We start from the raw sequence: 20,459 nt of genomic DNA, 5'->3' as shown, positions 1-20,459 counted from the left end.
TCCCGTGTCACCAGCCGTGCGTCAGTACGTCGTCCAGGGCATCGGCGAACACGTCGGCGCTCCGCCGGGTCAGACACAGCGGCGGCTTGATCTTCAGCACGCACTGCCGGTCCGAGGTCGGCTGGACGATCACGCCGAGTTCCCGCAGCCGGTCGCAGATCGCGGCCGTCTCCTCGGTCGCCGGTTCCAGGCTCTCGCGGTCCCGGACGAACTCGACGCCCAGATACAACCCCGAGCCGTGCACCGCGCCGATCAGTGCGTGCCGCTCCGCCAGTTCGAGGAGCCGGTCCTTCAGGTGGGCGCCGATCTCGCGGGCGTTGGTCTGAAGGTCCTCGTCGCGCAGTGCGTCCAGGACGGTGAGCCCGACCACCGAACTGACCGGGCTGCCGCCCGCGGAGGAGAAGAAGTAGCCCTGCGTACGGTAGGCGTCGGCGATGTCACGTCGGGTGATCACCGCGCCCAGCGGATGCCCGTTGCCCATCGCCTTGGCGACGGTGACGATGTCCGGCACCACGCCCTGCTGTTCGAATCCCCAGAAGTGTGAGCCGAGCCGGCCGTAACCGACCTGGACCTCGTCGGCGACGCACAGCCCGCCGACGTCGCGGGTGGCCTCGTACACCTGCCGGAGATATCCGTCGGGAAGGGCCATGCCGCCCGCGTTGCCGTAGTACGGCTCGCACACGAAGGCGGCCAAGGGGCGCCCCTGGTCGGCCAGTTCGCGGATCCTGGCGGCGGCTTCGGGAGCGTACCGCCGCGACTGCGGTCCCCGGTGGCGGCCCCGGTAGGAGTTGGGTGCCGCGACGGTGTGCACCCACGGCGGCCGTGAGGCGAGCGCGTTCGGGTTGTCGGCGATCGAGGTCGACACCGCGTCGCTCGCGTAGGTCCAGCCGTGGTAGGCCTCCTCCACCGCGACCACGTCCTGTCGTCCGGTCGCCGCCCAGGCGAGCCGGAGCGCGAGGTCCACGGCCTCGGAACCACTGTTGACCAGGAACACGGTGTCCAGCTCGGCCGGAAGGAGTCCGGTGAGTCGCTCGGAGAGCTCGACCACCGAGGCGTAGTGGAAACGGGAGTTGGTGTTCAGCCGCTGCCACTGCCGGTGCACGGCTTCGCCGAGCCCGGGGTGGCCGTGGCCGAGGATGGTCACGTTGTTCAGCATGTCGAGATAGCCGCGGCCCCGGGTGTCCACCAGGTGGTGCCGCCAGCCGCGTTCGATCTGCGGCGGCGTCTCGAAGTAGTGCTCCTGGACGGTGGCGAAGGAGTGCTCGCGTCGCTCCAGCAACTCCGTTTCCGTGACGGCTTGTTGGGCGTCGCGGGCGGAGACCGGCGCGTCGTCGGGCGCGGAGGACGGCGCGTCAGGGGCGTCAGGGGCGAGGAAGAGGCGGGTCGGGTCGGGGCACACCTCCAGCCATCCGGCGGCCAGTTCCGGCGGCGCGAACCGTGGCGGTCGGCCCCCGGTGGCACACGGCCGGAAGAGCTGGATGCCCAGCACCCGTACGCCCTCGCGGGCGGCCACCGTCCCGAGCCGCCGCCCGGAGACGACGGGACCCGGCTGGACCTCCGCGTCGACGCCGTCCAGCAGCAGGTCCAGGCCTCCGGTGTGCAGCGTCACGCCGGTGTCGCCGTGCCGGGTGACCGTGCCCGCCCAGGGTGCCCGTATCTCCGCCGGACCGGTGAGGTGAAGCTCCACGCCGAGTGCGCAGGTCGCGGCGGGGACGGAGTCGTCGACGGTGGTGCGGGTCAGCCGGAACTCGCCGTGCCGGGTCCGTACCGCCGTGCGTCCGGCCGTCAGGGTGGCCCGGGCCAGGACGGTTTCGGCGTCGGGCGCCAGCCAGCGTCCCGTGTGCAGCTCCTCGCTCGACACGGACAGGTCGAGGCTCGCCACGTCGTCCGGCAGGCCGGGCAGCAGCGTGTGTTCGGCCACCGGCAGGAGCTGCGCCGACGGGCGGCCGAGGACGTGCCGCAGCTGAGCCGTCATCACCTCGGCCGGGACGGACACCGCGGCCTCGAACATCGCCCACTCGCGGTCCAGCGCCACCGAGGCGTAACTGTTGCCGGGGTCCAACAGGGTGTCGTACTGGCCGCTCACCACCATGACGGAGGTCCGCAGCACGACCAGCGGCCACAGCGCGTCCACTTCCTCGTTCGCGAGAGGTCGCACCGCGTGGAAGGCGTGCACGGCGGGCAGCACCGACGCCGGTCCGGCCCCGTGATGATGGAGCACGGAGGCGCAGGTGACCGCCAGTTCGGCCACCGTCCAGCCGAGACCGAGGTCACCGAAGTCGATCACGCCGACCGGCATCCGGCGGCCGTCCGCAGCCGGTTCGCAGACCACGTTGTTGTCGGTGACGTCACCGTGGATCACCTGCACCGGCAGGCGGTCCACGAACGGCTCCAGCAGGGTGTGCGCGGCCCGGGACGCGCGCAGTACCCGGGCGGCCCGCTCCTGGTCCGGCAGGTGGGGAGCGAGCGTCTCGACGACGGTGAGCGCGTTGCGCAGGTCCCACAGCTGGGGCCGTTCCTGCTCCACGCCCGCGAAGTCGGCGAGCCCGGCCACGACACGTCCGGCGAGTTCGCCGAGCCTGGCCACGACCGGTGGTGCGAGATAGCGGCTGTCCATGATCGGCTCACCGGGCACGTAGTCCAGCAGCCGGCATACGAGCTCCACGCCGCCCGCGCTGAGCCACTGCACCACTTCGCCGTCGACGCCGGCGTGGGCTCGCGGCAGCCTCAGCCCGGACATCACGTCGGCCAGGCGTTCCACGGCCGCACACTGGGCGCGCAGTGCGGCCGGGTCCGAGGCGGGGTTCGCGATCTTGAGGACGTAGTCCCCCGTCTCCGTACGCACGCGGTAGTTGCGGTCCTGCTGGCTGCCCAGGTCGTGGACGGTTCCCGTCACCCCGAACCGCTCCGCGAGCACCGCCGACACCTCGGCCTCGTCGACAGGACCGATCGGCCGCACCAGCCAGTCGGCGGACGGGATGCCCATGGGGTCGCTCACTTCCGTTCGGCACGCCGCACGCGCGCGGGGCCCGGCGCAGGAGGTGCCGGAACGTTCCGGCAACCGTAGATTCGCCCGCTGAAGTGTGTCAACGGTGGCCCGTGCAGAACGGCCGGGAAGCATAGCCCGGCCTCTTGGCAGGATGCCTTAGCGTGCGCCACCGAACCGGTTCAGCTTCCTCACCGGCATCACTGGGACCCCCAGCACGGGGAACTGGGACCCCCAGCACAGGGAACAGGGAGGGCGCACATCCATGAATCGAACATCGTCGATCGTGAGCCTGGTGGTCGCGGGGTTGCTCGCGGCCGCCTTCGTGGTCGCCTCGTCCGCCGTGCGGGCGGCGGACGCCGGCCTCGGGTCGTCTCGCCCCACCGAAACGCATCAGCCGTCGGACGGGCACTGGGTGAACACCTGGGTCTCCATGCCTCAGCTCACCGAACCCGCCAACATGCCGCCCGCTCCGTTCACACAGGACGGCCGGGTGCTCGCCGACGCGACCCTGCGGCAGACCGTCCATGTGTCGGTCGGCGGAAGGCATCTGCGGCTGCGCTTCTCCAACGCGTTCGGCGGCGCGGCGCTGCCGATCACCTCGGTCTCCGTGGCGCTGCCGCTCGACGGGCAGGCGGGCGTCAGCGCGATCCGGCCCGGCAGCTCCCGGCCGGTGACCTTCGGCGGCCGCTCCTCGGTGGTGGTTCCGGTGGGAGCCCCCATGGTCTCCGACCCCCTGGACTTCGCGCTCACCCCGGGGGCCAACCTCACCGTGACGGCCTACCTGGCCGAGGGCCAAGCGTCCACCAGCATCACCTCCCACCCCGGATCCCGGACCACCTCCTACCTCCTGTCCGGCAACCACGTCGGGGACGAGGACCTGCCCGGAGCCACCCCCACCGACCACTGGTACTTCCTCAGCGGCGTCGAGACCTGGTCGCCCCGCACCGGCGCGGCGGCCGTGATGCTGGGCGACTCGCTGACCGACGGTCGCGGCTCCACGACCAACCTCAACAACCGCTGGCCGGACCAGTTGCTCAAGCGGTTACAGACCGAGGAGGGTTCGGCCGGGGTCGCGATCCTCAACCAGGCGGCCGGCGGCAACCGCGTGCTCCACGACGGTCTCGGCCCCAATGCTCTGGCCCGACTCGACCGAGACGTCCTCGCGCAGAGTGGTGTCGCGTGGCTGCTGGTCTTCGAGGGCGTCAACGACATCGGCACCGCCGAGCCCACCGAAGCCGCCCAGAAACAGGTCACGGCGGATCTGATCGCGGCCTACGAACAGATCGTCGTGAGGGCGCACGCACAGGGCATCAGGGTGTACGGAGCGACCTTGACGCCCTTCGGGGGCAACACCGGGTACGACGACGCGGCCGGGTACCGGGAGGCCTCCCGACAGGCGGTCAACCGGTGGATCCGCACGAGCGGCCGCTTCGACTCCGTCGTCGACTTCGACCGGGCGGCCCGTGACCCCCGGCAACCGGCCCGTCTGCTGACCGCGATCGACGTCGGCGACCACCTCCACCTCAATCCGGCCGGTTACCGCCTCCTCGCCGACGCCGTCCCCGCGCGACTCTTCCGACTCCGGCCGAATCAGGGGGACTTCGGACTCGAATAGCCATCGGACGAGGGGATTCCGTCAACGTGTCCCGCGCACCGGCAGAGGCGGCAGCGATGACGGACCTCACCCGCATACGGCATGTCAGGGCGCAGCAACGTGACGTCACTCGCAAAGAAGTGATGAGGTTTGGGCAAAGTCCCTCCCAATGGCATGATCGACTATGCGTTCGAGACAACGAGCCGAAGGGGGAACCGAGTTGTCTTTCGATGAGGAGTGGGCCCAGCTGAAGGCCGACGCTCTGGCGCGCAGGTCGACGGGTATGCAGATCGACCAGCTTCCGGCCGACGCGACCGGTGGCACCGGCGCACCAGTCGCCGGGAGTCTGGTGGCCAAGACCGACTCGATCAACGGCAACGCGAATCTGCTGATCGAAATAGCGGGCTTCCTCCAGGAGGGCCGGCCTGACGCCGAACTCACCACCATGGCCCGGGAGCCTCGAACACACGAGGACGTCGCCAAGCAGGTGGCCCGGTTCGCCGGATTCGCGGATGACCAGTACCTGGACGCGGTCGCTCTCTTCGCGGCACTCTCCACCCGCCTGCGAACAGTCGGCAGCGACTTCGTGAAGATCGACGACGACACGGCACAGCGCTTCCTCGACGACATATTGCGCTACGGCCAGTACGTCGCTCCGGAGGCACGATGAGCGGCGGAATCAGCCACCGCAAGGACGTTGAATATCTGGAGGGCTGCAACCCGCCCCTCGTCGAGCGGAACGCGGACGAGTTCAAGCGCCTGCACGACATGCTCGTGGCGGTCGACCCGTCCGCCGAGCGAGCCGAGAAGCACACTCAGTGGAAGAGCGAAGGCAGCCGGCACTACGAAGCCCGGCTCACCGAGGCGCGCAAACTGCTCACACAGCTCGCCGAGGGTTATCACAAGGCCGCCGGCGCCCTGAGCGACTATGCGTTCGCCCTGGAGGTCGCCAAGGCGCACTACTCCAACGGCAAGGCGAACGAGCAGTCCCTCGCCGACCTGATCCACACAAAGGGCACGGCGATCACCCGTGAGGCCCAGGAGGCGGAGCCGATGCGTCAGTGGGAGGACATGCGGTCCACCACCGGCGTCATGGACTTCTTCGCCGAACTCACCATGGATGTCGACGACATCCGCGACGACGCGAACCGGCTGCACGACGCCGCCGGCGGCGATTTCCATCTGGCGAAGACCACGGAACACGAGGCACGGGAGCTCTGCGTCCACCAGCTCAAGCAGGCGTACGACCTGTTGCCCGACTTCCGCATGGGCTTCATTCAACGCGTCGACATCGTCTCGGCGATCGCGGACTTGCGGCGAGAGGCTGCCGAGGCGCGCACGAATCCACTGACCCATCTGCCCGGCAGCGGCCCCAAGCAGGACTACTACCCCATCGCCGGGAGCGACATCGTCTCCCCGACGCTGCGCGACATCCGCCTCCAGGTCGCCAACCTCCCGGGGGCGAAGGACAGTTACTGGAGTCCGCCCTCCAACGCCCAGGAGCGCGCCGACTGGATCGCGGCGAACAAGAACATCATCAAGGCGGCGGCACGGAACTCGGGGCTCCCGCCGGACATGGTCGCCGGTATCGCCTGGCAGGAGATCGGCGGACAGCCCGGCATCCTGGACGACATCACCGACACCATCCGCGAGCAGGCCGACTCCCCACTCAGTCCGATCGCCCCCGAGAGCCTCCCCTGGCGTCTCGGCGGCGATCCCGACAACACGTCCATGGGGCCCATTGCCATCCAGGTGCGACGTGGCGCCGAGGTCCTCGGCTACGACCCCGACCACCTCACCGACCAGCAACGCAGCATGGTGGAGGATTCTCTCCAGGACCCTGCGCAGAACATCTTCATTGCCTCGGAGTACCTGGCCCAACTCAAGGCGGAGAGCGAGTTCGCCGACGTGCCTGCGGAGGAGATGACGCCGGCCCAGTATCAGGAACTCGCCGCGCGTTACAACGGTGGCCCGTACTGGCAGACCGACGACGCCCAGGCCTACGGGCGTGGCTTTGCGAACAATCTGGACGAGGCAAGGAACGCACTGCACTGATGACCAGCCATTCCGAGGTGGACAACGACCGTGGCTGCCTGCGCCTGGTCCTCGCCGTTCCACTGATCCTGCTCACCCTTGTCGCTGCGTACTTCTGCTGGACGGCACTGACCATCCGTCCGTCCGGGCCCTGGGACGACGACGCGTATGCCGGCATCGTTCTCTCGTGCGTCCTCACCATCGGGGCTGCCGGTGCGGTGGCAGTGTTGTGGCTGCTGCCGTCGGTGCGACGGATCATGGGGTGGTGGTGGGTGGGCCCCGCCGTGCTGTTGGGTGTGATCGCAGTGATCCGATGGGTGACGGGCGGTTAAGCCATCCAGCGCCATCGCTGCGTCCACCTACCCATGTGGTCCCGCGGCGAGTGCTCCGGACGCCCCATCCGTCGGCACGGTGCTTTGTGCTCCATCCACCCATGCCTTGCGACCGGGGCGTCCCGGAACCGATGTCAGGGGCCGGCCAGCAGCACCTCCAATGCCAGCGCCGTGTCGGGATGAAGACCGAGCAGCGCCGCCCCGGACGGACCGGGGGCCGCCGTCCGCCACGTACCGTCACAGCCCAGCAGGCTCGCCACCGCGTCGCACGTCGCGGGGTGGGCGGCGAGCAGCGCGACACCGGGGCCTTCGTCCGCGCGGCGCGCCGAGGGCGGGGTCTCCGGCACCGACTGCGCCCGCCAAGGCGGCACCCACGCGTCCAGCGCCGCCAGCCGGCCGGGGAAGATCCGTCCGGCCTCCCGGATCAGCAGCGGGGCCAGCTCTGTGCCGCTCGAACGCAGCGTGGTGATCAGGGTGGGCAGCCAGGGCAGGAGCACCGGGTCCGGCAGCCGTCCGAACGCGTTCGACACCGCTTCCACGACGAAGTCGGTGAGGGCGGGGACGGGCTCCAGCGCGTGTACGAAGCCGCTGAGGTAGCGCGGATAGGCGGGCACCACCAGAGGGTTGCCGAGCAGCTCGTCGCACCTCGTCCGAAGGTCGGCGCGGGAGAGGTTCCCGAGCTGTGTCTGCGCCGCCCACAGCAGCGCCGTCTTCGAGGGCTCCGCCGGATGCGACTGGCCCACGGCCAGTTCCAGTTGGGTACGGTCGCAGCCCAGCGACAGCGCCAGGCCCTCCATGCTGAACAGGAAGCCCAGCATCGCCGCCACGTGGCGCACGGTGGCGTCCTCGTCGGTGAACGCCGTGGGCAACAGGGTGCAGTAGTGCGCGTACCCGGTCTTGACGAAGGACTCGATCCATGGCGGCAGCGTCGGCTCGCTGGTGCGGTAGTACGCCAGCAGCCGGCGCACCCGGCGCAGCACCTCCGGCGCGCCATCGACGCTGCGTTCGGTCGCCAGCACCTCCAGCGCGCGGGTGCCCAGTTCGTCCGCGAGGCGGCGGCTGCGCAGATACAGCGTCGCGTCCTCGACGGTCCCCAGAACGGTCGCCGTGGTGGCCTGCGGGCCGTACGCCGTCCGGCGCAGACGCTGTTCAAGGACCTGCTCGATGCTGACGCCCTCGTAGCCGAGCTCGATGAGCGCACGCTGATGGGTGCCCAGCGCCAGGTCCCACGACTCCTGGATCGACCGCTCCCCCAGCTTCCGCTCGCCCATGATCGGCCGCGCGGCGCCCTGGGGCAGCAGTTGGCGGAGCATCCACAGCACGTCGGAGCAACGGTCCAGTTCCGGCTGGGCGGCTATGTTCAGCAACGCCCTCTGTACGCCGCGCTGTTGGAGCTTCAGGTTCAGCGGTGCGAGCCGGTCGTGCACGTCGCGCGCCAGCGGTGGCAGCGCGTCGTAGCCGACCTGGCCGACCCGGTCGCCGCCCATCATGATCTCCACGAGCCGACGCACATCGCGCCGGCCAGGCACGGTGTCCTTCTCGATGCAGGTGACGGCCGCGTCCTGGAAGTCGTACGGCGTCGGCCTGGCCCGGTCGCGCATCCCGGCCAGCAGGATCGACGTCTCGAACACGGCGATGGCGTCGGCGGTGGAGGCGAGGTAGCCGTTGCGGCGCGCCGCCCGCACGATCTCCACGCACCAGCCGAGCAGTTCGTCCTCGTCCAGCCGGTCGAGGACGGGTGGTCGTCGCAGGAAGCCGGTCAGTTTGTCCGCGGGTGGGAGCGCCGGTACCGCAGCCGCCGCGACCACGGTCTTCTTCGCCCTCGACTTCTTCGCGCCCGCCTGTCCCGCCAGGCGGTAGGGCTGCACACGGGTGCGGCTGACGTTCTTCGCCCAGACGGTCGCGGCGATCGACACCGAACCGGCGGCGAGGCCGAACTGCGCCTCGATCGCCGCGTGGCTGGACGGGATCAGGCCGTGCTGCCACTTGGTCGCGCTGCGCGGGGCGATCTCGAAGGTGTCGGTGCCGTGGACGCCGAACTCCTCGACCCGGCTGGCCGCGTGGAAGGCTCCGCAGACATAGAGGCAGTCGTCGGGATCGGTGCCGGTCGCGGTCAGGTGCTCGCGCATCCTGGTCCACATGTAACGCTCGCGGTCCTCGTCCACCCGCACCCGGTGCGGGTCGCCGGGTGCGAGGCGCCGGAAGAGGCTGCCGATCAGGAGCATCACCTGGCGGTAGGTGTCGTGGTCGCTGTCGCCGAGGGGCAGCTCGACGTACTGGTGCCACCACTCCGACCAGTGCCGCACCCTGCCGTGCCGCAGCAGGTGTTCCTCCAGTTCGGCGAAGCGCGGGCGCAGGTCGCCGATCTCCACGCCGACCGCGTCGCCGTGCAGCGCGGCCTCCTCCTCGACGGGCGGGGCGTCGGGGTCGGCGGGCTCGCCGGTGTGCGTCCCTCGTGCGTCCCACTGGAAGACGTGGTCCGAGGAACGGTCGACGAGGACGAGTTCGACGCCGGGCGTGTCCAGTGCGTAGGCGATCGCCTGGTACTCGGCCGAGGCCTCGGTGATCGGTGCGACCACCGACAGCGGGGACCACTCGGCCGGGAAGCCGTCGATCTCGGTCGCGAAAGCCTGGACCGCCACCGGGAGCCTGCAGTTGCGCAGTTCGGTCAGCAGCGGCGCCATGTCCTCACACAGCTCCAGGTACACGACCTTCGGCTGTTTCTCCCGCAGACGGCGTGCCATGGCCAGCGCCGAGGCGGGCGAGTGGTGGCAGACGGGGAAGATCTCCAGCGGCTCGCGCACCGCGCGGTCGACGTCCTCGACGATGCCGAGGAGGATGCCCTCCAGGGCGTCGGGCCCGTCGGCCAGCGTCGCGGCGGCCCCCTGCAACTGCGCGCGCAGCGCTTCGAAGGTGCCTTCGTGCGTGGCCCTGTGCGTGGGCCTTTGCGTGCTCTTGTGTGCGCCACTCGTGATCCCGTCCTGGGCGCTCTCCTGCGCGCCGTTCACGGTCCCGTCCCGCGTGCTCTCGTGCGTGCCGCTCATGACAGGGTGGCGATCGCGTCGCGGCCACCCTCCAGGAACTCCGGCCAGGATCCGCCCTCTTCCTTGCTGCGCGGCTCGACCACGCCGTGCAGGTACTTGTTGAGGATGGCCAGGTCCTCGGGCTCGCGCCGGGCCAGTGACCCGACGAGCGAGGAGGCCAGGGTGTGGGCGGTCAGGGCGCGTTCGCCGAAGAAGTTGCTGTGCAGGATCGCGTCCTCGAGCACGCCGATCTGCTCGGCGGTGGACAGCGCGGACTCCAGCTTCTCGTCGTCGCTGCCGGCCGCGGCCGCGGAGGCGCGCAGGTCGGCGAAGCTCTGCAGCAACACGTCGAGCAGGGTCGGCGGCACGTCCAGCTCGATCTGGTGACGGCCCAGGAGTTCCTCGGTGCGGAAGCGGACGATCTCCGCCTCGCTCTTCTTGTTCGTCACCACGGGGATGCGCACGAAGTTGAAGCGGCGCTTGAGCGCCGAGGACAGGTCGTTGACGCCCCGGTCACGGCTGTTGGCGGTGGCGATGATCGAGAAGCCTGGCTGGGCGAAGACGATGTTGTCGCTGTCCAGCTCCGGAACCGAGATGTACTTCTCGGACAGGATCGAGATCAGCGCGTCCTGGACGTCGCTGGTGGAGCGGGTGAGTTCCTCGAAGCGGCCGATCGCGCCGGTCTCCATCGCGGTCATGATCGGCGAGGGGATCATCGACTCCCGCGACTGCCCCTTGGCGATGACCATGGACACGTTCCAGGAGTACTTGATGTGGTCCTCGGTGGTGCCGGCCGTCCCCTGCACCACCAACGTGGAGTTGCGGGAGATCGCGGCGGACAGCAGCTCGGCCAGCCAGCTCTTGCCGGTGCCGGGGTCACCGATGAGCAGCAGGCCGCGGTCGGAGGCCAGCGTGACGATGGAGCGCTCGACGAAGCTGCGGTCACCGAACCACTTCTGCGAGATCTCCCGGTCCAGGCCGTCGGACCGCTCGGAGCCCAGGATGAACAGACGGACCATCTTCGGGGACAGCCGCCAGGAGAAGGGCTTGGGGTTGTCGTCGACGGACTCCAGCCAGTCCAGTTCCTCGGCGAACTTGATCTCGGCGGGGGCGCGCAACAGGTCGGACATCACAGGGCCTTTCTGAACGGAGAAAAGATGAGCGAGGAGTGTCTGAGCGGGCGGGTCGCCTAGGCGAGGAACGTCTTGAGCTCGTGGACCAGCTTGCGGATGTGGCCGGAGAGCACCGGCGTGCCGAGGTCCTTGAAGCGCTCCCGGAACCATGGGTTCACGCTGCCGCGACCGGAGCTGGTCACCGAGCCGACCGGGATGAACTTGGCTCCCGAGCGGTGGATGGCGGCCATGCTGTCGAACAGCGGCTCGGACCGCCATTCGTAGAAGTCGGAGATCCACACCACGACGGTGTTGCGGGGCTCGGCGATCTTCGGCTGGGCCAGGGCCATGGCGACCGTGCCGTCGGTGCCGCCCCCGAGGTTGGTGCGCAGCAGGGTCTCGAAGGGGTCGTGCACCCATGCGGTGAGGTCGAGCGCCTGGGTGTCGTACGCGATCAGGTGGACGTCCACCTTGGGCAGCCCGGCGAATATGGAAGCCAGGATGGTGCAGTTCACCATCGAGTCGACCATCGAGCCCGACTGGTCCACGACGACGATCAGTCGTTGGGGTGTCGTCTTGCGTGCGGTGTGCCGGTAGTAGAGGCGGTCGACGTACAGCCGCTCCTCCTCCGGGCTCCAGTTGGTGAGGTTCTTCCAGATCGTGCGGTCGAGGTCGAGGTTGCGGAACACCCGCTTGGGCGGGACCGAGCGGTCCAGCGCGCCCACACTGGTCTTCTCCACCTGGGTGCGCAGCACTTGGGCGACCTCGTCGACGAATCGGCGGATCAGTGCCTTGGCGTTGGCCAGGGCCACGCCCGAGAGGTTGTTCTTGTCCCGCAGCAGCTGCTCTATCAGCGACATGCTCGGGGTCAGCTGCGCGGCGAGTTCGGGATCGGCCAGCACCTCGCGCAGACGCATCCGCTTGACGAGGTCGGCCTCGATCGCGCCGAGTTCCGGGCCGATCGCCGGAATCAGCCGGCTGAGGTCGGGGGTCCTGCCCGGGCCGCCAGTACCGGTCGGGCTGACCCCGGGTCCCGCGGTGCCTGCCCCGGACCCCGCGCCGGCGCGGCCACCGCGCAGGTCGCCCGGCTTGCAGCCGAGTGCGCGCTCCAGCCAGCCCGCGTCGGACTGCCAGCGCGCCAGCTGTCCGGCGGTGACCGTACCGGAGCCGGCGGCGAAGACATTGAGCAGCACCTTCGACACCAGTGCCGCGCGCCGTACTTCGGCGGCCCGGTCCCGGGCCTCGTCGTCGGCCTCGGGCACCATCAGACCGTCGAACTCCTCGGCCAGGTCCGGATGGCGCTGCACGATCGAGTCGACCGAAGCACCCGGGTCCAGGAGGGCGGACGGCAGGCCGATGTCCTCCACGACGGCGAGGCTCGCCGACTCCAGCGTCGCCTGCTCCTCGTGGTCGAAGAGCCGGGCGAGGAGCCGCCAGTACAGAACCTGACGGCGGTTGTCGTGAGGGTCGTGAGGGTCGTGGGAGTCGTGGGCGTCGTGGGGGTCCGCTTCGGCGCGGGGGGAGGTCGTCGCGTCGGTCATTTCCGCAACAACCTTCCGGCACGCTCCCGCAGCACGGCCACGGCGTCGGTGGCGGCCTTCTCTGCCTTGACGCCGACCTTGTCGGTCGTGCCCCCGGCCCATGCCCCGGCGTGGAGCGCGACGGGCTTCTTCCGCACGGTCGTCTCGAGGGCCAAAGGCTGGACGCGATACGTGCCGGCGTCCCAGCGGAGCAGCCCTATGCAGGCGTTCGACGTCGCGACGGCCTCGGGGGTGAGCGGGCCGGCGGTGGGAACGCGGTCGGTGTCGACGGCGAGAGGGTGTCCGGCGACCGTGAACGTCATGGTCTCGTCGTCCTTGCGGACGGCGTAGCCCTCCAGGAACACGGGGACGGCGATGCGCGTCGGGTGCCGGTCGAGCGGTGCGGTCGCCGGGTCGGTGGCGGTGGGCAGGGCGACGCGGGCGGTGGTGAAGGCGTCGGCGGGCTCGCTCGGGCGGGCGTGCTCGTCGCTCCAGATCAGGTCGCCCTCGGCGGTGACCGGCATGTCGGCGAGCTCCATCGAGCGGCCTTCGCCGACGGCTGCCAGGAGCGACATGTGCGGCCGCAGCAGCTGCCAGAGGCCGGCTCCGACGACCGTGTCGGGCTTCGGCACCGACACGGTGGCGCGCACCAGGCCGGGCGCGGAGCCGTCGGCGGGTTCGAACACCGCGTGGACCTGGGCCTGTGCCGCGGTCGCGTGTTCCTGCAGGTCGACTCCCAGGGGCAGCAGGCGACCGGTGGCGGTACCCGGCGCGGGCGCGTCGGCGGCACCGGGCAGCGTCAGCAGCATCCCGCGTGACCAGAGGTCGCCCCAGCGGCGCGCCGGGATCCTCTCCAGGGCGGAGCCCGGGCAGGACGCGGCGAGTTCGGCGGCGAAGCCGTCGAGGAGCGTCGCCGGTCGGCGCAGGGACGGGTCCGGAAGCATCGCGGAGACGACCTGCGCCGCCCCGGAGACCACCTCGTGGTCGATGCCCTGCCATCCGGCACGTGCGAGATCGCAGAGCCAGGCGCGGGCGGCGGCGAGCAGGTTCGCCGCCTGCCGCCCACCGGTCGCCGGGACGGTCTCCTCGCCGCGGGGGCGACCGGTCGCCTCGGTGACGCGGCTCATCAGCGCGTCGTGGACGGAGCCGAGCAGAGCGGTGCGGGCGGCGGCGAGGGCGACGAAGTGGTCTTCGCCCGCTGCTCCGGCCGCCGCCTTCGCCGCCGCCTCGGAGACCCGGGCGGCCAGCGGTGTCCCCGCGACGGCGTGCGCGAGTTCGGTCAGACCGGCGGCCTGGGCGGGTTGCGGACGGAGCAGGCCCGCGACAAGCGCCTGGTCGAAGGCGTCGACGGCCGCCAGCGCTTCGTCGAGCCCGGCGATGGGGTCGGAGAACAGGTCCGCGCGCATCACGCCACCGCCCTGGTCGGCGGGAACCACTGCATCTCCGGCAACGGCGCGGTGGTCGGGGCGAGTTCGAGATAGGCCAGGTGGCGCAGGAACCGGCTGAAGACGGGCGCGGCGGCCTTGGTGTCTCCCTGCGCCGGTCGTGTGTGGTCCATGACGTGGGCGATGGTCTGTCCGCTCGGCTCGCCGTCCGCGAGCTCCACCCTCAGATAGCGGGCGACGCGCTCGGCGCCGTACTGAAGCACCGCCTCGTTGATCAGGGCGCGGATGTGGTTGCAGAACATGCCCCGCGCGCCGCCGCAGGGGCGGTTGTTGTTGGTGCTGCAGGCGAACGCGTAGGTGCCGGCCGCGACCGACGAGACGTAGACCCGCTCGATGTCCGAACCGCTGGACACCACACCCTGGAGGCGTCCGTCGGCCAGCTCGACAAAGGGCACCTTGGCGAGCTTCCGCGGCCGCGCGGGCACCGTCACCCGTGCCGTGCTCGACCTCTCCCAATCCGACAACGCACCATCTCCTATGCATCAGAGGGGACTTCCACGCCACTCCGGCGGGACACGACTGAACATAGTGGCGACCACTGACAACGCCGTTTCGCGGACGACCACCGAGGTGGGCAGGGTCGGTGCGCGACGCCTGCTCGTCGACGGGACCGCGACCTAGGGTTCCCATCGTGACCGGCGCGAAGTAGTTGGGGAGGACTGCTGGGCGGCATGCGCAGAACTCCTGATCCCAGTGGTCGGCGGTGCGGGCCGCTCGTACGACGGCGCTCCTCGGCCCGGCGGGGCGTCCGCTCACCTCCCGCCTGAAGACCCTGCTCGACAATCCCGTGCAGGTGCCGGCAGCGGTAGCGGCCCTCATAGCCGTGGCGGAACCCGCCTCGCTGGACCGCACGGCGCTCGCCTCGGCCGTCCTGTGGTCCGCCGAACAGGAAGCCGACCCGACAGGTGCCTGCGACGCCCTGGAGGCCCTCGGTGTCGCCGCCTTGACCGCCGACCACCTGCGCCGACTGTCCGCCCTCGCCGACGGCGACGCGCGGATCATCCGCTCGGGAGTGGAAAACCGCATCATTCGCCAGGACGAAGCCCTCCGGAACCGCGCCCGGGCCCTCGTCACCACCTTCACAGCACCCACTGGTCTCACTACTCCCACTGCCCCCTGACGCACCCGAGCATCATTCGCCGCCGCAAGGCCGTCCGAGCATGGCCTTGCCCCGCCTCATCGGGGATGGTGAGCGCCGTAGTTGGCCGCACGGGCCCCCACTACGGCGCCCGGTCACACTGACCACAGCGAGCAGCGGCGCGGACCCGAGTCCGGAGCGCCTCGCCAAGGGCCGCTCTGCAACGGCACGAGGAATCGTCAAGGGCTGTGGATCAAGTCAATTGGGCTGATCCCGGCGTTGCGGCTGACGGCTCGCTGCGTTTCGTACGCGGCGGGTGCGTCCGCGTTCGGCCAGCAGGCTGAGTGCCTCGGGTGAGACCACGAACCGCGTGGTTGTGGCCGTGCGCTGGAACCAGTCGGATGCGCTGGTGAGATCCTCGGCGGCCCACGGCTTGCCCAGGGCGATGGTTCTGAGCAGGGTCCACTCGCGCAGACGGAGGGTGAGGAAGTCGCGATCCGCGAACACCTCGATCATTGACCGGGCCCAAGTCGTGAACGCAGGGCCGGTCAGCAAGTCGGCAGCCCGGCGATCCAGATGACGGCACACTGCGCTGTCCGCCATCGTCATGTCCTGGTCGCGCAGGACGGCGGCCACCAGATCGGCCTCGTCCGCCTCGGCGACGGCCTCGAGTGCCTGTAGGTAGCAGGCGAAGCGCCCGTGCTCGGCGGGCTCCTCGGCTGGCTCCTCGCTGACGTGGAGGCCGGTCATGCCGCGCGTCCTTCCGGCCGTTCAACAGGCCCGCCGCGCTCGAAGCGTGCTCCGGCCCACACCGGGGAAACCAGGCGGGGCGTGTTCACCGCGTCCCGGCGGACCTGCGTGGATCGGCAAGTAACCGTAAGAGCCACATCAGGGTCCCGGAGCACGTGCTCCGGGACCCTGACACACGTCCTGCCCGCGAGGTCAGGCGGGCGTGATGTTCTCCGCCTGCGGGCCCTTCTGGCCCTGGGTGACGTCGAAGGTCACCGCCTGGCCTTCCTGGAGCTCGCGGAAACCGCTGGCGTTGATGTTGGAGTAGTGCGCGAACACGTCCGGTCCGCCGCCGTCCTGGGAGATGAAGCCGAAGCCCTTTTCTGCGTTGAACCACTTGACGGTTCCGCTGGCCATGCTGGTGCCTTCCAGTCGATATCGGGTTCCGCACCACGCGGACCCGGAGGTGATCGCCCTGGTCCTGCACTGCACAGCAAAGCGCCCACGCCGGAGCGCGGGCAGATACTGCGAACCACGACATCTGACAGCGACGCTACACGGCGAAACTGCCTACCGCCAGAGAGCAACAGCCATGATCCGCACGGTTCGCACGGGACCCCGCCGCAGGCCCCATGGCCGGCGCACCACGAGCCGAGTGGCCGGCGCGGGTCCAGGATGCAATACAGCCGCGAACAGCCCGTTTGGCAGCAGGTCGTGAAGCCGACGCAGAACACGGTCGGGGTCGGACATGCGGTGCATGGAAGCCGATGCGATGCCCACTCCGGATCCGGCGTGCCGAGGTGAGGCCACGCCGCCGCATCGAAGTCCACCTGAACGAGGCGCACGTGATCGGCCGACGTTTCGAGTGAAAAGGCCCCCCATGGCCGTCAGACCGTCCGCAATGGTCGGTTGGCTGGGCATACCAGGGCACGGTCCGGCCCGAGCGGTCCAAATACGCCAGACCGGGCGTGCCCAGCCTGGACAGCAGGATGTCCACCAGAAGTTGGACACCCTCCTCGACGGTGAACGGCGCGTCCGGCCCCCCGAGTGCGGTGCGAATGCAGCCTGGCGCCATGAGGAGAAAGGCACGCTGCGTCTCGGCCTGCCGGGTCACCCCGCGGCCGCTGACGCCCGCACCACCCGGCGCGACCGCTCCGGCCGCCGAAGGCGGGCCGTCGGCGGCCGGAGGTCCCTTGTCGCAAACCCGGAGGGGTTGTGAGGCACCCGATCGCTCGGCAGGCTGACCTGATGTTGAGTTCCGTGATTGCGTTCACCGGTGCGGCTTTTCTGATTGCGATGGTCCCGGGGCCGAGTACGGCCGTGCTCCTGCGCCGCGCGGTGATGAATGGCCGCAGAAGCGGTATCGCCACGGTCCTGGGCAACGAGTGCGGGGTGCTGCTGTGGGGCATCGCGGCGGCGTTGGGGCTCTCCGCCCTTCTGCTGGCCTCGCAGGTCGCCTACGACGCGATGCGGATCTTCGGCGCCGCGCTACTGGTGTGGATGGGGGCGCGCGCGTTGTGGCGGGCGCGGCGGCCCGGCGGCCCGGGTGAGGAACCGGCGGAAACGGCGGCGGTATCGCACCGACGGGCTTACTGGCAGGGGCTGGTCACCAACTTCGCCAATCCCAAGGCGGGCGTGTTCGCCGTGTCCTTCCTGCCGCAGTTCGTGCCACAGGGAGCTCCCGTACTGCCGACCCTGCTCGCCTTCTCCGTGATCTGGGCCGTGATCGACCTGCTCTGGTACCTCCCGCTGATCTGGCTGGCCGGACGGGTCCGCGGTGTGCTCCAGCGGCGGTCGATCCAGCGCCGGATGGAGCAGGTTTCCGGAGCTGTCCTGGTCGGGCTGGGGCTGCGCCTGGCGGTCGAGTCGTAGACAGTCGGAGCCGGTCCCGTCCGGTCCGGTCCCGTCCGGTCCCGTCCGCTCGGCCTGTCCGCTTCCGGCCAGATCATCCCCGTCTGCTTCCTCCTCACCGGGCGGTGTGTGCCGCGCCCGTAGGCGTTCGCCGACCGTAAGCCGACGGGTCCACGGCGATCGTGGTCTCGGGGCCGGGATAATTGGCGTAGGGTTGAGGAATCCGACGCGGGGTGGAGCAGCTCGGTAGCTCGCTGGGCTCATAACCCAGAGGTCGCAGGTTCAAATCCTGTCCCCGCTACTGAAACCTGAGGGGCCGGCACCGTGTGCCGGCCCCTCAGGCGTGTCCAGCCCCGCGGCGCGCGGTGGCAGCATGCGCGCCGGGCATGCACCTCTGAGGGAAGAGCGGGGGCGGCTGACGCCCCGTTCCGGACGGCTGGTCAAGTCGTACTGCGACACGGTGCACTGGGGCAGGTACGGCTGGGAGCTCATCGCGCACGCAACGCACTGTAGGTTCCGTTGCTCTGTGCGCTGGTAGCTGGGCATTCCGAGTGACATGGGCTGCGCGTCTACGGCTCAGCCATGCGCGTAAGTGTCGATCATCGAAACGATGGTGGCCGGCGGTGTCCGTAAGGCCGGTGTCAGAGGCAGGTCCTAGCCTCGTCCTTGAAGGACTGACGCCTGTAACCGGAGGGCAGCACCATGGCCTCGATGCCACAGAAGATCACCACTTTCCTCATGTTCGAGGGCAGGGCGGAGGAGGCGCTGACCTTCTATACGTCGTTGTTCGACGACGCCGAGGTCATCGACATCTCCCGCTACGGCGCCGACGGCCCCGGCGAGGCGGGCACGGTCCAGCGCGCCACGTTCTCGCTCGCCGGACAGCGGTTCATGTGCATCGACAGCCACGTCAAGCACGCCTTCGGGTTCACCCCGGCGGTGTCGCTGTTCGTCGAGTGCGACACCGAGGCCGAGCTCGACCGCCTCTATGGCGCCCTCGCCGAACAGGGCACGGAGCTGATGCCGCTGGGCTCGTACGGTTTCAGCGCCAAGTTCGGTTGGGTGAACGACCGCTTCGGCGTCTCCTGGCAGCTGAACCTGCGGGAGTGACAGTGGTACGGCTACGGCACAGAACCCCAAACGGAAGATCGTAAGCGGCTGTCAGTCATGAACTACTGAACGTCACCGCTGCTCATGATCAGTCAGGTCGCCGTCCACCTCGCCGGTTCCACCTCGGGCGGACACGCGGCGATCGACCGGGGCTGTATGTGCCGCACTCGTGGACCATGGATGTCTCATGTACGACAACGCCGTCACTGGTTGGAAAAGCATGGACCGCGGCAGCGAGATCCGCGAGTTCCTGACCTCCCGCCGGGCCAGGGTCACCCCCGACCAGGCGGGGCTGCCCAGCTGCGGCGCCCGCCGGGTTTCCGGGCTGCGCCGATCGGAGGCCGCGCAGTTCGCCGGGGTCAGTGTCGAGTACGAACAGGTCCGCGCCGACGCCGCAAACCGGCGGATCCGCAGGGAGTACTCCCCAACGTCCAGCGGCTCCCTCGGGCCGCCCCATGTCAGGCCATCGCTCCTCGGAAACGAACCCGCTTCCTGGGCCGACACTTGATGCAGCATCAGCCGCTTGAACCTGGCGGCGTCCCCGGGGTGTTCGGACGGCGGGACCGGGAGCGCTTGAGGAGGAGGGTCGTGCCGGCGGCAGCGAGGAGTCCGCCACCCGCGGCCCAGGCCACCACCTCGGTGCGGGATGTCCCGGAGGGATGCGCCGCCTGCTGCGTGGAGCAGGTGGTTGTTCTGGAGGCAGGGGTGATGCGCAGCCGGGCCCAGGGCTGGTTCGGGTGGTTCTCGCCCTGGTAGGGAGTGCGCTGGTAGACGAGGTAGAGGCCGGGCACAGCGTCGCATCTGAGGGTGGCGGTGGCGGTCAGGACCGCTCGTGCGCCGCGCAGGACGGGCCGGTCGGCGAAGGCCGGGGACGAGAGGGCGATGACCCCGTCCATTCCCTCGTCGTAGTTGTCGGTGATCGTGATGCGGCTGCCGGCGCGGAAGGACCTGACATCCCATTCCGACTGGGGCCACGTGGTGTTCGCCGCCCAGTGTTCCTCCCGGTCGGGCGGGGGCATCTTCTTGACCTTGTCCCGGCAGGCGCGACGCGCGGCCTCGTCGGCCGGTTCAACGCGTACGTGTGCCCACGGGGCCCCGTGCTCGGCCGGGCGTGTGTCTCCGGCACCGGTCAGCGTGACGGGGTAGGTGCCGGGCCGGGCGTCGCAGGCGATGGTGACGGCGGCCGTCAGCCGGGGTGTCGTCATCCGCATCCGCCCGGCCTTCAGCAAGACCGGGGAGGTAATGGTCTCGCCGTTCACGGCCTGTCCGCTCGCTGCGGTGACGGCCAGCGTGTCGCCGGGATGCACGGACCGGACGCTGCCGAGCGGCAGCGGTGCCGGTTCGGCGGCGGAGGCGGGCCCGGCGGCCAGGAGGGGCAGCAGGAGCGGCAATGCCACCACTGCCGCGGTGCGGAATCGGTCCATCGCCTCGCCTGTCTGCCTTATGACGCGACGTCAAGCCGCATGTGACGCTACGCTACCAATCTCCCCAACGAACATATGTGCGATTATGTGAGATCGATATCGCCCGCCGTTCGGCTTCCTCCAAGACGGAAAGACACCTCGTTGCGTTCCAGTTCCAGATGGATTCCGGCCCTGGCGCTCGGTCTGTGCGCGGGCACACTCGGCACGGGCCAGGCGCT

Annotated in this window: 16 protein-coding genes, 1 tRNA gene and 2 pseudogenes; 9 read left to right on the top strand and 10 right to left on the bottom strand. The window is 69.9% G+C overall.

Going from position 1 to position 20,459, the window contains the following annotated elements:
- Nucleotides 1-7 precede the first annotated feature (7 nt).
- Nucleotides 8-2,986 carry an aminotransferase gene (locus tag FNV62_RS48025; RefSeq protein ID WP_143604370.1) on the bottom strand — a complete coding sequence of 993 codons (2,979 nt, stop codon included), beginning with the start codon at nucleotides 2,984-2,986 and terminating at the stop codon, nucleotides 8-10.
- A 265-nt stretch (nucleotides 2,987-3,251) separates the two neighbouring features.
- Here FNV62_RS48025 and FNV62_RS48020 point away from each other — a divergent pair, with 265 nt between their 5' ends.
- From FNV62_RS48020 to FNV62_RS48005, 4 genes are all read left to right on the top strand, one after another.
- Nucleotides 3,252-4,604, top strand: coding sequence for an SGNH/GDSL hydrolase family protein (locus FNV62_RS48020; protein WP_143604369.1), 1,353 nt, complete (start codon nucleotides 3,252-3,254; stop codon nucleotides 4,602-4,604).
- Between the two features lie 199 nt (nucleotides 4,605-4,803).
- Nucleotides 4,804-5,253, top strand: a complete 450-nt coding sequence (locus FNV62_RS48015; protein ID WP_225900653.1) for a hypothetical protein — start codon at nucleotides 4,804-4,806, stop codon at nucleotides 5,251-5,253.
- Nucleotides 5,250-6,638, top strand: a complete 1,389-nt coding sequence (locus FNV62_RS48010; RefSeq protein ID WP_143629742.1) for a hypothetical protein — start codon at nucleotides 5,250-5,252, stop codon at nucleotides 6,636-6,638. The genes FNV62_RS48015 and FNV62_RS48010 overlap by 4 nt, the downstream gene beginning before the upstream one ends.
- Entirely contained in the window at nucleotides 6,638-6,949 is a 312-nt protein-coding gene (locus tag FNV62_RS48005; protein ID WP_097287992.1) for a hypothetical protein, read from the top strand. Before FNV62_RS48010 ends, FNV62_RS48005 begins: the two co-directional genes overlap by 1 nt.
- A gap of 134 nt (nucleotides 6,950-7,083) precedes the next feature.
- On the opposite strand, the gene FNV62_RS48000 is transcribed toward FNV62_RS48005, so the two are convergent.
- Genes FNV62_RS48000 through FNV62_RS47980 form a run of 5 tightly spaced genes read right to left on the bottom strand, consistent with a single transcriptional unit; the run spans nucleotide 7,084 to nucleotide 14,513 of the window.
- Nucleotides 7,084-9,993, bottom strand: a complete 2,910-nt coding sequence (locus FNV62_RS48000) for a DUF5682 family protein (RefSeq protein WP_221939462.1) — start codon at nucleotides 9,991-9,993, stop codon at nucleotides 7,084-7,086.
- Nucleotides 9,990-11,102 (bottom strand): ATP-binding protein, encoded by a 1,113-nt coding sequence (locus FNV62_RS47995; protein ID WP_060899692.1) that lies wholly within the window; start codon nucleotides 11,100-11,102, stop codon nucleotides 9,990-9,992. Before FNV62_RS47995 ends, FNV62_RS48000 begins: the two co-directional genes overlap by 4 nt.
- A 59-nt stretch (nucleotides 11,103-11,161) precedes the next feature.
- Entirely contained in the window at nucleotides 11,162-12,625 is a 1,464-nt protein-coding gene (locus FNV62_RS47990) for a vWA domain-containing protein (RefSeq protein ID WP_143604367.1), read from the bottom strand.
- On the bottom strand, nucleotides 12,622-14,040 hold the full coding sequence (locus tag FNV62_RS47985; protein ID WP_144316233.1) for a hypothetical protein: 1,419 nt from the start codon (nucleotides 14,038-14,040) through the stop codon (nucleotides 12,622-12,624). The genes FNV62_RS47990 and FNV62_RS47985 overlap by 4 nt, the downstream gene beginning before the upstream one ends.
- On the bottom strand, nucleotides 14,010-14,513 hold the full coding sequence (locus FNV62_RS47980) for a hypothetical protein (RefSeq protein WP_060899522.1): 504 nt from the start codon (nucleotides 14,511-14,513) through the stop codon (nucleotides 14,010-14,012). The genes FNV62_RS47985 and FNV62_RS47980 overlap by 31 nt, the downstream gene beginning before the upstream one ends.
- A gap of 239 nt (nucleotides 14,514-14,752) precedes the next feature.
- Here FNV62_RS47980 and FNV62_RS47975 point away from each other — a divergent pair, with 239 nt between their 5' ends.
- Complete coding sequence (locus FNV62_RS47975; protein WP_143629738.1) at nucleotides 14,753-15,169, top strand: hypothetical protein; 417 nt, start codon at nucleotides 14,753-14,755, stop codon at nucleotides 15,167-15,169.
- Nucleotides 15,170-15,385: 216 nt separating this feature from the next.
- Here the strand turns inward: FNV62_RS47975 and FNV62_RS47970 are convergent, their stop codons facing one another.
- From FNV62_RS47970 to FNV62_RS56370, 3 genes and pseudogenes are all read right to left on the bottom strand, one after another.
- On the bottom strand, nucleotides 15,386-15,877 hold the full coding sequence (locus tag FNV62_RS47970) for a hypothetical protein (RefSeq protein ID WP_143629736.1): 492 nt from the start codon (nucleotides 15,875-15,877) through the stop codon (nucleotides 15,386-15,388).
- Nucleotides 15,878-16,069: 192 nt separating this feature from the next.
- Nucleotides 16,070-16,273 (bottom strand): cold-shock protein, encoded by a 204-nt coding sequence (locus FNV62_RS47965; RefSeq protein WP_060899524.1) that lies wholly within the window; start codon nucleotides 16,271-16,273, stop codon nucleotides 16,070-16,072.
- Between the two features lie 505 nt (nucleotides 16,274-16,778).
- Nucleotides 16,779-16,964, bottom strand: a pseudogene (locus FNV62_RS56370) (3-oxoacyl-ACP reductase); the annotation flags it as partial.
- A gap of 152 nt (nucleotides 16,965-17,116) precedes the next feature.
- On the opposite strand from FNV62_RS56370, the gene FNV62_RS47955 reads away from it, so the two are divergent.
- From FNV62_RS47955 to FNV62_RS47940, 4 genes and pseudogenes are all read left to right on the top strand, one after another.
- Nucleotides 17,117-17,728 carry a LysE family translocator gene (locus tag FNV62_RS47955; protein WP_413083901.1) on the top strand — a complete coding sequence of 204 codons (612 nt, stop codon included), beginning with the start codon at nucleotides 17,117-17,119 and terminating at the stop codon, nucleotides 17,726-17,728.
- Between the two features lie 206 nt (nucleotides 17,729-17,934).
- Nucleotides 17,935-18,008: transfer RNA gene (locus FNV62_RS47950), tRNA-Met, on the top strand.
- Nucleotides 18,009-18,418: 410 nt separating this feature from the next.
- Complete coding sequence (locus FNV62_RS47945) at nucleotides 18,419-18,817, top strand: VOC family protein (protein ID WP_225900652.1); 399 nt, start codon at nucleotides 18,419-18,421, stop codon at nucleotides 18,815-18,817.
- A gap of 220 nt (nucleotides 18,818-19,037) precedes the next feature.
- A pseudogene (locus tag FNV62_RS47940) lies at nucleotides 19,038-19,190 on the top strand (transcriptional regulator); the annotation flags it as partial.
- Between the two features lie 142 nt (nucleotides 19,191-19,332).
- Here the strand turns inward: FNV62_RS47940 and FNV62_RS47935 are convergent.
- On the bottom strand, nucleotides 19,333-20,241 hold the full coding sequence (locus FNV62_RS47935; protein ID WP_143629733.1) for a hypothetical protein: 909 nt from the start codon (nucleotides 20,239-20,241) through the stop codon (nucleotides 19,333-19,335).
- Nucleotides 20,242-20,459: the final 218 nt, after the last annotated feature.

This window comes from Streptomyces sp. RLB3-17 (genome assembly GCF_007113425.2).
GTDB lineage: Bacteria > Actinomycetota > Actinomycetes > Streptomycetales > Streptomycetaceae > Streptomyces > Streptomyces mirabilis_D.
The sequence above is the reverse complement of the archived record's forward strand: the minus strand, read 5'-3'. Positions and strand labels throughout refer to the sequence as shown.